This window comes from Gemella haemolysans (assembly GCF_901873445.1).
Taxonomy (GTDB): domain Bacteria; phylum Bacillota; class Bacilli; order Staphylococcales; family Gemellaceae; genus Gemella; species Gemella haemolysans_C.
The window spans coordinates 54,366-68,291 of sequence record NZ_CABFLN010000030.1 but is presented as its reverse complement, the minus strand read 5'-3'; the positions used below and the strand labels follow the sequence as shown (position 1 = coordinate 68,291).

18 protein-coding genes are annotated in these 13,926 nt (G+C 31.1%); all 18 read right to left on the bottom strand.

What is annotated here, in order from left to right; all coding sequences use genetic code 11:
- Window positions 1-119: 119 nt before the first annotated feature.
- Complete coding sequence (locus JX287_RS04760; protein WP_204642940.1) at window positions 120-290, bottom strand: hypothetical protein; 171 nt, start codon at window positions 288-290, stop codon at window positions 120-122.
- Window positions 290-2,068, bottom strand: a complete 1,779-nt coding sequence (locus JX287_RS04755) for a minor capsid protein (RefSeq protein ID WP_204642937.1) — start codon at window positions 2,066-2,068, stop codon at window positions 290-292. The genes JX287_RS04760 and JX287_RS04755 overlap by 1 nt, the downstream gene beginning before the upstream one ends.
- Window positions 2,052-3,683 carry a phage portal protein gene (locus JX287_RS04750; protein ID WP_204642922.1) on the bottom strand — a complete coding sequence of 544 codons (1,632 nt, stop codon included), beginning with the start codon at window positions 3,681-3,683 and terminating at the stop codon, window positions 2,052-2,054. Before JX287_RS04750 ends, JX287_RS04755 begins: the two co-directional genes overlap by 17 nt.
- A gap of 3 nt (window positions 3,684-3,686) precedes the next feature.
- Window positions 3,687-5,069: a terminase large subunit domain-containing protein gene (locus JX287_RS04745; protein ID WP_204642908.1), complete on the bottom strand. Its 1,383-nt coding sequence runs from the start codon at window positions 5,067-5,069 to the stop codon at window positions 3,687-3,689.
- Window positions 5,062-5,517 (bottom strand): terminase small subunit, encoded by a 456-nt coding sequence (locus JX287_RS04740; RefSeq protein ID WP_204642905.1) that lies wholly within the window; start codon window positions 5,515-5,517, stop codon window positions 5,062-5,064. The genes JX287_RS04745 and JX287_RS04740 overlap by 8 nt, the downstream gene beginning before the upstream one ends.
- A gap of 244 nt (window positions 5,518-5,761) precedes the next feature.
- Window positions 5,762-6,199 carry a hypothetical protein gene (locus tag JX287_RS04735; RefSeq protein WP_204642902.1) on the bottom strand — a complete coding sequence of 146 codons (438 nt, stop codon included), beginning with the start codon at window positions 6,197-6,199 and terminating at the stop codon, window positions 5,762-5,764.
- Complete coding sequence (locus tag JX287_RS04730) at window positions 6,180-6,512, bottom strand: hypothetical protein (protein WP_204642899.1); 333 nt, start codon at window positions 6,510-6,512, stop codon at window positions 6,180-6,182. Before JX287_RS04730 ends, JX287_RS04735 begins: the two co-directional genes overlap by 20 nt.
- 132 nt (window positions 6,513-6,644) lie before the next feature.
- Window positions 6,645-7,226: a med21 domain-containing protein gene (locus JX287_RS04725; RefSeq protein WP_239650333.1), complete on the bottom strand. Its 582-nt coding sequence runs from the start codon at window positions 7,224-7,226 to the stop codon at window positions 6,645-6,647.
- A gap of 12 nt (window positions 7,227-7,238) precedes the next feature.
- Entirely contained in the window at window positions 7,239-7,505 is a 267-nt protein-coding gene (locus JX287_RS04720) for a hypothetical protein (RefSeq protein WP_204642896.1), read from the bottom strand.
- Between the two features lie 11 nt (window positions 7,506-7,516).
- The gene (locus tag JX287_RS04715) at window positions 7,517-7,915 is read right to left on the bottom strand and encodes a DUF7448 domain-containing protein (RefSeq protein WP_204642893.1); all 399 of its coding nucleotides are present in this window, start codon (window positions 7,913-7,915) and stop codon (window positions 7,517-7,519) included.
- Window positions 7,916-7,917: 2 nt separating this feature from the next.
- Complete coding sequence (locus tag JX287_RS04710) at window positions 7,918-8,298, bottom strand: YopX family protein (protein WP_204642890.1); 381 nt, start codon at window positions 8,296-8,298, stop codon at window positions 7,918-7,920.
- Between the two features lie 13 nt (window positions 8,299-8,311).
- Window positions 8,312-8,641 carry a hypothetical protein gene (locus JX287_RS04705; RefSeq protein ID WP_204642887.1) on the bottom strand — a complete coding sequence of 110 codons (330 nt, stop codon included), beginning with the start codon at window positions 8,639-8,641 and terminating at the stop codon, window positions 8,312-8,314.
- A 74-nt stretch (window positions 8,642-8,715) separates the two neighbouring features.
- A complete protein-coding gene (locus JX287_RS04700) occupies window positions 8,716-8,937 on the bottom strand; it encodes a hypothetical protein (protein WP_204642884.1) in 222 nt (73 codons plus the stop codon).
- 11 nt (window positions 8,938-8,948) lie between these two features.
- Entirely contained in the window at window positions 8,949-9,251 is a 303-nt protein-coding gene (locus tag JX287_RS04695) for a hypothetical protein (RefSeq protein ID WP_204642882.1), read from the bottom strand.
- A 3-nt stretch (window positions 9,252-9,254) separates the two neighbouring features.
- Window positions 9,255-9,467: a hypothetical protein gene (locus JX287_RS04690; protein ID WP_204642879.1), complete on the bottom strand. Its 213-nt coding sequence runs from the start codon at window positions 9,465-9,467 to the stop codon at window positions 9,255-9,257.
- Between the two features lie 2 nt (window positions 9,468-9,469).
- Window positions 9,470-10,855 carry a DEAD/DEAH box helicase gene (locus tag JX287_RS04685; protein WP_204642877.1) on the bottom strand — a complete coding sequence of 462 codons (1,386 nt, stop codon included), beginning with the start codon at window positions 10,853-10,855 and terminating at the stop codon, window positions 9,470-9,472.
- Complete coding sequence (locus JX287_RS04680; RefSeq protein WP_204642875.1) at window positions 10,852-11,139, bottom strand: VRR-NUC domain-containing protein; 288 nt, start codon at window positions 11,137-11,139, stop codon at window positions 10,852-10,854. Before JX287_RS04680 ends, JX287_RS04685 begins: the two co-directional genes overlap by 4 nt.
- 368 nt (window positions 11,140-11,507) lie before the next feature.
- Entirely contained in the window at window positions 11,508-13,916 is a 2,409-nt protein-coding gene (locus JX287_RS04675) for a virulence-associated E family protein (RefSeq protein WP_204642873.1), read from the bottom strand.
- Window positions 13,917-13,926 lie beyond the last annotated feature (10 nt).

Genomic DNA, 13,926 nt, shown 5'->3' with positions numbered 1-13,926 from the left:
AAATGGAAAAAAGGATGTATTTTTCCATTTTGATATCAGTTATTTAATTGAAAATGGAAAGTAAGCGGTTTATTTCCATTTTGATATAATAAAAACACCTAACAAAAAATGTTAAGTGTTTATTTTAATTCTTTAATGATTAAATCTTCTCCTAATTCTTCTAGCCTTGAAATAGCTTCATTTAAAGTCAAAGATTTATCTGTTTTTAAATCTGATTCTAAGTCTGATATTATTTGTAATACTTCTTCTTCATTGTCTTTATTTCTAAATAATTCATCTGGTAAATACATTATTTAATCCCCTCTTCATTCATAGCATTAACTAACACATTCTGATAAACAAAATTCTCTGGATGTGTTAATTGTTCATTCTTATTAAGTTTACTGAATATACTGTCTATATCTTTAATCATATAGTCTTTATATTTTCTCTGATTAGGTGCATTTTCTAAAAACTTATCTACTAGTCTTTCTTTATTTTCTAAGATGTAATCTTTATATTGTAAACCATATTGTTGCCAATTATGTTCAATTTTACCTATTTGACTTGCAAGTTCATTCCATTGTGAGTTTTGGCCGTTTAACCTGTCATTCCATGCTATCTCACCTAAATCAATTATATTGTTTATCGAACTATATTTTTCTAGTTTTTTCAATCTAGGTACAGTATCAAGTAGATATTCTGCATAAGCTGGGCTTAATTGTTCCTTAATACCTAATCTACTTATAGCATAATGAGAAGAACTTTCTGCGAACGTTTCTTCTATCGCTAACGATGGCTCATTCATTGAACCATTAGAAAAATAATCAAATTTACGTCCGTGTCCTTTAGCATGGTATGCTTCATGTAATATAGTTTTTAATTGATAATTTTTACTTCTATCATCGTTTTCTTCTAAACTATAACCTGTAATGATTAATTTATCTCCATCAGCTTCAAAACTGCAATAACCTCTTGCACTTTTTCCAGTATGATAGCCTACTGGTATTTTTTCTAAACCTAATCTATCTAGTAAGTCTCTAGCAATACTTAAACGTTGTCTATTTTGGAATTGTAAACCATTTGACATTTTATCAAATGCACTTTCTTCTTTAATTATATCACCTTTATTATCATCTTGTAAATTATTATCCAGCCCTCTTGCTTTACGATATTCAGCTATTTCTTTGTCTAGTTTTTCGCTATCATAGTAAGCTGCACTTGAACATTTACAAAACGGATGCATAGGATAGTAATTTACACCTACTTCTCTATCTTTAATCTTAAAATGTTGTCCATCAAGATGCTTGCATATATCACATGCTGTTGGTTCAGAGATATACACATATTCATCATATCCCGCTTGCTCCATGCTGTCTATTTGTACATCTCCTTGAACTCTTGCCGCTTCGGTTACTAACAGTCTTTTAGCTTCATAAACACCTACATCAAACTGTTTTCTAAGCCGTCCTACTAATTCAGTTGAGTTTCCACCTTGAATAATAGAACGTCTTAACATAACCTCAATAGTATTCATTAAAGCTTTTTGATTAGTCCACAATGTTTTACTAAAGTTACCATATTTATAATCACTATTCACAATAGCTTTAATGCCTTCTTTACTATACCTTAATTCAGTATCAAGTATTCCAGCCTGTCTAGCATATTCAGTCTTACCTAACTTTTCTAAGTGATCAGTTATTTCTTTGCTATTCTCTTCAGTTAAGTTTGTTAAGTGTAAGTTTATTTCCGCTTTTAACAACTCTAACCTATTAATTCTCATAGTAGCATTGTAAAGCTTCAATTCTGCATTAGCTTCTGGGCTAAAATCTTTGTTCTTAACATACTCTTTTGCTTTCTTCTGAAAGGCTTTTACATCATGTTCAGAGACTCTCTTTTGTGCTTCCTCTATAGAAATACCTTCTGTCTTCGCATAACGTTCATAGAACACTTTAATTTGATGTTCTACATCTGCTAAGGTAATAACAAAGTTTTTTTCAATCTGAGTCATTGTCTCTTTTTCATCTTTAATTTGATTAAGTTGGTTCGCTAATTCTCTTTTCTTCCAGTAATTAAACGATTGTTTCATCTACTATCACCTCTTCACCGTCGTGTAAGTAGCTTTCTATATCCATTTCATTAAGTCCTAAGTCTTTTAAGAATTTTCTTGCTAATGCTTCACTATAATCTCCAGCTTTGAATTTTTTAAGAATACTCGTAATTTTATAAAGTAGTTTTCCTTTGTCAACATCATATCCAGTATTTTCTTCTGGTACTGCTGGAGTATCAAGTAATTCTTGTTCTTTTTTCGGATCTTCAACAATTCCAGTTAGTCTCATTGCTGTTTCATTAGTGACCATTCCTCCTAACGATTTGAAAGCATTAATAGTTTCTTCAAGTGCTTTAGGTAAGTTAGGATTAAATGTGATTTTTAGTTTTGAAATATCAAAATCAGTAAGTTCTTTTACGTAGTCACCGATATTAGCTATAAGTTGATATCTACGTTTTAAACTTTTTTCAAACAACGATTGAGTGTCTACTCTTGCTTGCTCCAGTCCGAACAATTTATACTTCATAGCTTCACCGCTTTGAACACCACTAAAATTAGTATCTGTCATATCTGGAGTATTTGTATATTTATGAATATCATTTACAATACGTTTTTTGTAAGACTCAACACCATTCACATCATACTGTTTGTATAAATATTTAGCATCTACTTTACCTTCAGTCCCGTTAATATCTACAGGTGGTTTTAACTGAAGTAGCCTTGCACGTCTCATTTTACGCATGTATTCAATTTGCTTTTTATTATCACCTAACACATCATCTGGGAAAGCTACTTGTCCGAATATAGCAAGTATTGCATCAGAAGTATCAGTCATATAGTTTGCTGTGTCAGATTGAACTGCATCGTATGAGTCAATTAATGATAGCTCACTTTCATAATCTCCCATACCTTCAGCCGTGTTGAGATATTCTGTGATAGGTACATCGTTAAACATATGAGGTTCAATTGCTAAACGTGTAATTCCACTATCTTCAACTTTACACTTGTGAATAACATCATTTAAATACACATCGATAAAATGCTGTTTGTTATCTGATAGTCCTACAGAGTAATATCTTACACCAGCTAACATTTTATCTTCTAAGGTATTGTCATAAATCACAAATGTATTTAACGGATCTAGTCTCTTAACTTTTGTTACATCTTCCATAGAACGATATACTAAATCGTATGCTCTACCTACTTTTGATAAATCTAGTACAAGCATTCTGTTTAAATCATGAAAGCTGTTGACTTTAGCTATTTCTTTCAGTACTTCATCTGTTGCACTATTTTCTTCTCCGTCTTCATATTCAACTTGAATAGGTTTACCAACTAAATATCCTTGCTTAAACACAGATATACTCTTACCAAAATTATGAATGATTCTAGTATCCGCCATATCTTGCTCACTACGTCTTTGTTGAATGCTAATAGTATGGTTGTTACCTTCTGCATAATCGTATAATTCTTGAATTCTAGGACGTTGTGTACTTTTGTGATGCTCCAGGAATTCTCTTAAGACTTTATATTCATTTTCAAATAGTTCTTCAACGTTATTAATTCTGTAACGCATTCTAGATTCTCTATGAAATCTAAGTGTTAAAGTTTTACTTTTACCTGTACTATCAACGAATGTTTCATTGTATGCCATTTATTATCCTTTCCCAAATCCAGCAACAAGTGTGCTGTATTGATTATCTTGTTTATTTTGTTGACCAATAATATTAATGTAAGGTATATATCCATATTGACTAGCGTTGATAGTATGGTCATTTCTATCTTCTGGTTCGTCTTTATCTTCTTTCCACGAATATATATTTAACTCTCTGATATGTTCTTCACAGTGGTTTAACACTAAGTATTTTAAATTCTTCATCCAACCACTTGAAATATTAATCCTATCTATGATTCTTACACGCTTATCTGCATTATAAAACTCATATATCAAGCCTTTTTGTTGTTTATACTTTCTTAATTCCATCATTGTTGCCTGGTCAGCGTTATCAACATAGACCTTACGACAGAAGCCCCACTTATCTTTACAGTAATCTAAAAAGTTATGTAATTTTACTGCAACGTCTGAAGGTGCTATTTTACTGTTGTTAAAATCTTTGTTGTTATAAGTTTTCTCTTCAAGTGCAATAAGTTCTCCGTCTGTTGTGATACCTTGAAAAATAAACGATATTGTATCTTCAGTCTTATCTGAGTAAGATGTATCGACACCGCAAGAATAACGGATAAATGTTTTAGCCTTTGCTATATCTTCAGTTATAACGTTTAATTTTCTATCAAACATACTGAATACTAAACCTTCTGCACGTCCTCTTAATCCTTGAATTTTGTTCTTATAAAGTTTTGTGCCAACTGCAACTGTATTTTTAATCTTTTCTTTCTTTTCTTCCGATAAACCATAATTATGATCAAAAGAAAAAAACCAGTAAGTCCAATTAGCTTGTTCTGGTTCAATTAACATTTCTCTTATTTCTTGCGGTGTATCATATTCATATTTAGGTAATGCTCTAAACCTGTTTATATACCTTGAATAGATAGGGAGTGTAGGATCGTCTGGATTCATTGTACACATCCAATAATCACATCGCATAGTTGCTTCTTGCACGAAATCAATATCAGCTGTGTTTATTTCATCAATAAAACCGCAACCAAACTGTGAACCTAACGCTTTTTCCCACTTATCTCTTGATGAATAACCTAAAATAAATATAATTTTCTCACCGCTAGGAGTGTCGTATTTGATATGAGGTATTTTATAGTTAGCATCACCATTACCACGATATACTATGTATTCATCGAATATATCGGTAATGCCTAAATCTGATTGAATTATATTTTTTTCAGCATCTCCGACAGACTTCGCACTAATGAAATGTAATTTTTGTTTACTCTGTGCAACTTTCAACATGAATTTAACAACACCTACAGTAGTTTTTCCTGCCGCTGTTGTTCCCTCTAACGCTTCCGCTTCAGCTTTATGCTTTAAAAAATACTTATACTTCGGAGATAACACAATGTTATTCATCGTCTTTTTCCTCTAGTTGAGTTAGGATGCTTTCAAGTTTACTATTTGTAGTAACGTTCATTTCAATTTTTTCAGAGGTTAGTCCGTATCTTTTCGCTAATTCAACCGCAGCACTTTTCCTTGTTGCTGCATTAGGTTTAACCTCTATAATTCGCTGTGCTCCATTTCCTATCCCTAATGCATAAGGCTCTAATATTTCACCACGCATTACAGATGTGAAAAATTGCAACACTTCATCTTGATCAGCTATTTTTTTTGAACTTAATTCAGAAAGCCGTTCATCGATGTAAGGTTTTATCTTAGGATTTCTTAGTAATTTTTTTCCTTCAACTGCAGCTATATTATCATTAACAGCTTTATATCCAGCTTTTTTATATGATTCTGTCGCATTCCCACTAATGATGTACTCATCAGCGAATTTTTTCTGTTTTAATGTTAGTTTTGCCAATTTTCCACCATCCTTTCTTGACAAAATAAAAAGACAGCTTTTACACTGTCTAGGAAGTTTTTATGATAGGTGATTTTAGGTAGAGATATAATACTATGAAAAAAAGTTTGGCATTCACATCAGCTTGTAAAAAATTTAAAATTAATATCTAACATCCAGGAGTCCTCTACCTAAAATCTTATAATACCATTATAAGGCTTTTATCACCGCCATTCAATAGTGTTTCTCCGCCAATTATCGCCAATTAGATTTTTATTGAAAAAATACCTTGAGAATTTAGTCTTTGACATGTTCTCGTTGAGATATTCATTTTATATTTTATAGTCTCTTCATCTAAGCAGTCGTAGTATCTGTAAAACATGTAAAGTCTGCATTTATCATCTTTTATTTTATTCAGAACACCTCTAGTGATAATTTTCACATTCATTAATTCAGAAGTATTGTCATAAATTTCTTTTTCCAACTCAATAATTTTACACACTATTATTTCTTGTTGACTTACATTACTACTGCTTGTTTTAAAATCTTCTTTGCTATAATCAGTAATTTTTATAGATTTTTTCATCTCTGCTAATTCTTTTAACTCATCCATATTTCTTTTTATATGGCTTCTAATCGAGTTTATTTTATTTAAAAAATTTTTTCGCTTATAATACTCTTCGTTACTCAATTTTCTTTGCATACACATCTCCTATTATTAATAATCTATCATAGATATTACATAAATCAACTGTTATTTGTTTAAACTCAACAACAAACTTACCTTTTATAAATTTAACTACACCAATTAAATCATCTTTATATTTTACAATATAATCTTCGTATATTAAATTACCCCATATATCTTTTAATTCACTACAACGTAACAACTTAAAATTCTTAGTTTTAACAGGCATATAAGGTGCAACTTCTAGCTCAACTTCTTGTGTTCTAAAATTATAACGTGTCACTGATTTAACCCCTTGAGTTGGAGTATAAGCCTTTAGATTGTACATCTTACTTCCTCCAATTAATATATCTCTTTAACGCAACAACCATAAACACCATCACAGATATTAGCGATACACAGAAGAATATTCCTATAATGTAAAGTAGAATGTCGATTATAAACATTGATTTTAATTCCATTAGCAAAGCACCTCTTTTATTTCATCTCCGAACTCTTCGATGAATTCTCGCGCTAGTTCCTCGCTCTTGAAATAAGGTAGTTTAATAAATTGTTGACAACAAACACACCAATTTATTTTTAATATATTTCGGTCTGTTTCGTAAGTAACATACCACTTTACTCCATTATCTTCCCAATTCGGTGTCCAACCTCCATTATGTTCTTCAGTCCACTTGTGAAGTTTAAATAGTAATATACGTTCTTTGTCGAACTGTTCAGCTTCTTCTTTACTTTTAAAGGCTAAACCACGTTTGTAAATTTTTTCATATTCAACAATAGTAAATGTATTCAAATCATATATATTGCCAATATTGTTGATATAAACATAATCGCCAATATCCTCTGGCACTTCCACCTCATAAGACTTTTTCTCAGCCTTTCTTTCTAACAATTCAATTCTTACTTCTGTTAGTTGTTCTTCTAGTCGTTTAACTTTTTGTTCTAATTCTTCTTCAGATAGTTCATCTATATCAAAATCTTCATCTACTGGCATATTAAACATAACTCTAAATTCAACATTCAACCATTTTTGTTCATCCATATTTTCTTCCTTCTAATTGTCTAATTCTCCGTTATATTTTGGTATTTCCATCCAATATATAACATCACTATCAGTATTTTCAAAACCTAATCCAATTTCAAAATCTAACCAAGTATCTTTATAAGTATCAACAAATTCTCCAGGAGACAAAGGGTAAGTGACCAGTACTTCTTCGTCAATATCAGGTAACGTTCCATCCCATATTTCATCATAATCTCCTTGATAAAATTCTTTTTCTTCTTCAGTCATTTTTCGCAAATATACTTTATGCCATTTCATAACCGCACCTCCTAATATACTGACAACAGAGTAAAATCGTCTAATTTTTCACCATTTATACTTCTCACATTCACTGATAAAACAGAGAAGTAATATCCACCATTCCCGTTATCCCCGTAACAGTTCGCTTGTGCTATCGTATTTTGATTGTGGAAAATAGTTAATTTTACTCTTTCTTCAACTTCACCATAATCCCCTGTTTTACTATGTTTGTAAGTTACATCAGTTATACAACCTTCAAAATTATCTGATAATATCCACTCACCGTATGCACCTGCACAACAATCGTAATCAGATAAATAAAATTCAATCTTTGTTCCATCAGTCAATTCCAACGTGTTATTTTCTGCTTTTTTAATTTTTTTATAAAGCAATAACTCTCTCAATTTGTACATATTTTCTAATGCCATTTTTAGCCCTCCAATAAATCTTTGTTTTCGTAAATATTGCCAATAACTTCACTTTTTGAGAATGTTTCTCTAAATTCATCCTCTAGTTCTTCTGCAAACCAATATTTATCATCTTTATCGATCGCATAAAAACCATAAACACTGTGAAATTTTATAGAAATGATATCTGCGAAATCTATTTTCAAAATATCTCCAGATTCAATTTCTTTTCCGTTTTTATCTTTAAAACCAGTCCCGTAAATGAATTCAACTTCATCAAAATCACAGTAATGATATCTAGATTCATCTTCGTCGTAAACCTCAACTTCTTCATCAAAATAATCTATCATTGTTGCTTCTGCTATTATTCCTATTTCTTTAATATATACCTTCGGTTGTTTCAACTTCTATCTCCTCCTACATACTAAATAAACTGTATATTTGATATGCTGTAAATATCGTTACAAATATCAATATGATCACTAATAAAATAATTAAATTTCTTTCTCCTATACGTTCTATAAAATTATCAACTTTACAATATACTTTATTAAGTTCTTCTTTTATTACATCTCTTTCTTCAATCGTTACAGTTGATATTGAGTGTTCTGTATATGGATAATCATAACTACACATTGTTTTTTCTATATCATCAAAATGAAATGTTATATTTGAAATAGTGATTTTTAAATTTTCATTTCTTATTACTCCAGCTTTCAATTTACCATACGCTTTATTTATAGCCATAACATCATCAAAATCAATTGAAGTTTCTAAAAATTCACCGCTTTTTAATCAAAATCTTACTCTAACTGGATTCATTATCCATAAATCTCCTTATATTGTTTAAGCAATTGTAATTGTCTTATTCTTTCCTTTTGTTGCTGTATAGTCCTTTCTTTAACGATATTATCGTTAGATAACTCCTCAATCGTGTTACTTGAAACATAAACACCTAATATCAATCCTGATGTAAACATCGCTAACAACATTAATAATGTGATTAGTATTATTTCTATGTTATCCCATATTTTTTTCAGCATCTCTTACTCTCCTACACATCTAAATTAATCATTCTCATTGATTCTTTGAAAACTCGGTTTATATTTATTTTTAAAGTTTTTTCAAATTCCATTAAAAAATCACCGTAATGATAAGTTATAACTGTAAAAATTGTTGAATCATAGACTCTATTCACTATTCTCATACCAAATTTACGCTCAACGTCATCACACAGTATTCTTAATTCATGAAAATATCCGTTACTTATTATCAATTTTTTCTCAGTCTCTTCTTCTACTTTGTCGTATCCATAAGTTGCTGCTATATCCTTTAATCTGTCATATTTCTCTTTCATTTCTTATCCTCCAATTCCATTCAATTCAGCTATTCTTTTAGTTAATTCTGCTTGTTTGTAATCTAACTCATTAATTTTATTTTCTAACTTAACTTTCTCTAACCTTAGTTCAATGTTTTCTTTCCTAAGATTATCTAATTTAACATTGCTAACAATTACTCCTAATAAAGCACCTACGACAATTAAATTCACAATTTCTAATATCTTATCTAACATTTCTACTTACCTTCTTTAACTTTTCTAATTCTAGCTTTCAAGCTTTGTAAGATTTCTTCTTGAACATCCGCTTTACTGTCTAATGCTCGCATTACATCTTCATCCCTCGTATCTTGCGTTACTAAGTGATGAATAATTACTTTTTCTTTTTGGCCTTGTCTGTGCAGTCGCTTGTTAGCTTGTTGGTAATGTTCTAAATTCCAAGTTAAACCGAACCAACACACATGATTTCCACCTTCTTGCAAATTAAGTCCATATGCAGCACTTGCTGGATGTGTCAATAGGATATCTATTTTTCTATCGTTCCAATCATCTTCATCTTGTGTAGTTTTCAATTCTCTAACTACTAAATTGCTTTTTTCCAAAGCTTTCTTAATTCGTTCCTTGTCATGTTGAAAATTGTAAAATACCAAAAGACTTCGCCCTTGTAAACTTTCTACCAACTCAAGAAATGAATCTATTTTTGCATTATGCACTTCTGTGTAAATTCCTGAATTATCATATACAGCCCCATTACTTATTTGTAATAATTTATTTGATAATGCAGCTGCATTTACTGCTGTTATATCCTCTTCTGCTTCCTCAAGCTCCAGGACAAAATCACGTTCCATTTTGTCATAGTCTTTTCTAGCTTTATCATTTAAAACTACGGGTATTTCATTGTATGATAAATCGGGAAGTTCTAAATAGTCCTCAGATTTCATGCTTATACAAATATCAGATATTTTATTTATGATATGATCATAAACTCCTTCTTTAACTTTATAATCAAAAATTTGACTTCTATTTCTCTTATTAGGTTCCATATATCTATTTCTAAAATGAGTGATAAATTTCTCTAATCTTTCACCTTGATCTAGTAAATATATTTGTGCCCACAAGTCTTCCACTCCATTTGGACTAGGAGTTCCTGTTAACTCAATCAACCTATTAATTTTAGGTAGTACCATTTTCAAAGCTTTAAATCTCTTACTTTGACTATTTTTAAAACTACTGCTTTCATCAATTACAACCGTATCGAAATACCAATCATTTCTAAGATAATCAACTAACCAAGGAATATTTTCCCGATTAATAATATATAAATCTGCATTTACACTTAAAGCTTTAATTCGCTTTTGCTGACTTCCTAATACTAGACTTACTCTAAAATCTTTTGTGTGATTCCACTTATCCTTTTCTTTCGACCATGTTCCCTCTGCCACTTTCTTCGGTGCAATAATCAACACTTTATTAATTTGAAATCTATTGTATTTTAATTCCTTAATTGCTGTTAATGTTGATACTGTTTTACCTAATCCCATATCAAGGAACAATCCACATTTTGGAACATTGATCACATGATTGATTGCTGTTAATTGATAGTTATGTGGAATAAACTCTCTCACGTTATCAACTCCTCTACTAACTTATCTACCTCTTCTTTATTTTTTACCTTGTAAACTTTTTGGCCTAATCTATTAAAATCTCTCACTACTAATTTTTGCCTTGCTGAATATCTTCCACCCTTAGGCCTTTTTAATTCTACAAAAGCAACTGGTTTATTTTTTAAAATAATAATTCTATCAGGCACACCTGTATATCCAGGAGATTCAAATTTTAAACATAGGCCCTTTTTATCTTTAATTTTTTTTACTAAATATTTTTCAATTTGCTTTTCTGATATTTCCATTTGTCAAAATCATCTCTCAATTTTAAAATTTTTAATTTGTAACTTGTAACTTTATTTTCCCTATATAGTATATAAAACATAGATATTATAGAATTTATAGATTTATATAATCCTATATTTTCTATAATTCCTTTATTTTTATATTATATATAGGTTTTAAAGTTACAAATTAATATATAAAATACTTATTAGAGTTATTATATCAACGTTTATAAGGTGTAACTTTAGGTGTAACTTTCCACTTTTAAAGTTACATTAGGTTGGTTAAACCGTTGATATAATAAGGTTTTATATTTTTTCAAAGTTACACCAAAGTTACAATGTGATTTTTGATTTGTAACTTTCTTTCTCCAAAGTTACACTCAAAGTTACACCCTTTTAAATCCTTTTTGTGGGCCGTAATTTCCAAAACGTGTTGTTTTTTCATCCTTAACCCACCCAACAATATTACTAATTATTTGATTTATTTCTTTTGCATCACTTCTCTTCATAAATCGTAAATCACCTTTTAAGCACTCCACATATACTTCTACAGCACACACTTTTTGCCTAAATACCATTTTAGCTCCTTTATCAAACTCACCATTTAAGATATTTTTCCGCATACTAGAATCAAGTGAATACCAGTTTTCAGTAATAGGTTTATCAAGATAATCACGGATTAAACCTTCTTTTGCATTTGATTCTTTATGGTGTTCCCGTGCCACATTGGCCAACTCTTCGGCCTCCTTACTAAGTTGCAAGCTTTCACCCATTAGAAATAATGCGTAAGCCTCAGCCCACACCTGGTCCACCTCTTTTGGTAAATCGTCCCATACGCTTTTTTTAATCTCACCTACACAAATATCAATAGGCCAAAAACGTCTATTTCCAGTTGGATCTTTTAAAAATTCATCATCATTTGATGTTCCATAGAAAACACATCTTCTAGGATATTTACTTGTTCTTCTTCCATAAGCTTCCCTGTAAATATCTTCTCTTTTACTCAAGAATTGCTTGATTGCATTAGTATCGTGCCTATTCATAGCGGTAAGTTCTCCTACCTCTACAATCCAGCTTCCCTGGATAAGTTCAGAAGCCTCTTTACCTTCAAAAGTTTGTAAACTATCGTTAAACCATTCTTTACCTAAGATAGAAAAGAAAGTACTCTTACCAACTCCTTGTGGCCCAGCTAAAATTGTCATTACATCGAATTTAACTCCGCCAATAATGGCCCTGGCCACTGCAGCTACTAAACTTTTACGAATTGCTTCTCTAGAAAATACATTATCTGCTGCACCGAAATAATCAATAAGTAGATTATCTATCCTAGGTACTCCGTCCCATTGTAATGATGTTAGATATCTTTCAACATAATTAATTCTATTACCATCACTTACAATTAATAAGGCTTTGTCTTGCTTGTCCTGGCCAGTTATTTTATAAACTGTTTCAAGATACCTAGAAAAGGAAGCATCGTCTACCTCAGACCAATCTCTATGATCTTTATTTGGATCATAATGTTTATCCCAAGGAAGTTGGCCAAAGACTAATCCTCGATTACTAAAAATATCAATCGCAATTTTATCTTTTAAATTCGGATCATTTTCCAGAATTAAAACTATATTATTAATAGTCTTTTGAATTTTACCTTCTTCACTTCTTTCAAGCTGTGAAAGCCAGTTTAATTCATCTTCAGCTTGAGTATTTTCATCACTACCTACGATATTAAAAACATCCTTAGCGTTGGCCACCATTTCACTATTCATCAAAGCTGCTACATTAGCATCTTCAAGAGCTAGTTTTTTCATAGCTGTATAAGATGGATATTTACTTACAGGTGTTCCGTCTTTCACATTTTCATCAAGGTTGCTAAACTTGTGTATTCTTATTAAGTCAAAAGCATTAACAAGTTGGCCACAACATGGATCAGTTGCATGATGTGAATATAAGAATTTATTATCATAAAGTACAGCCCCTCCAGAAGTACTACCACCAGTGAAAGTATATCTATCAGGAGTGGCCGTTGCTTCATATAAAGCAGGGATAAAAGTTTGAATGGCCGATGTGATATCATAAACTTTACAAAACGAACCAACTAAGCCGTTTTTAGTTAATGGATCTTGTTGTCTGGCCAAAAGTTGTTTTTGTTTAGTGTCTTGACCAGGGACGTGTGGCCAAGTTGAAATGTCAGTCCAGTCAGCATACATATTAAGCACACCAACACGGCTACAAAATTGCCCTGGATAAAACTGGAATATGTACTCACTATCAACCGAACATGATGGATAGTACATAAATCTGTTAACTTCAAAAGTAGTTGGATCACAATTCTCAATCCCTAACAAGCTACCTAATTTTCTAGCTATTGGCTCGTATTCATCTGGAGTACAACTTTCATCAAGAGGAATAAGCACCCTAAGTCTAGGTGTATAATTACTGTGTTTTCTAGTTGAATAAACAACAGAGGTACACCCAAGCGAACCTACTCTCTTTAAAATATCGTCCGTCATATTTGGTTGTATGTTATCTAAGTCTAAACAGACAACATCACGACTGATTATGTTCGTTGCTTTTCTACGGCCATCTAAAAGCTTAGCGCCTGTGAAGCCCCCAACATCTTTTAAATTATCTTGATCTGATTTTTTCATCTTGAGAAATTCATCATATTTCTCTTGAGTTCTAACTGGAGATTTTAAAGTTTCTACAAAGTCAAGCCAACTAATATCTGTATTTTGCCAAATAGTTGCTTTTCTGTGATTTGCCTTAGCAATTCCTAATAATCTATTTGCTTGCACTTTTTAACCT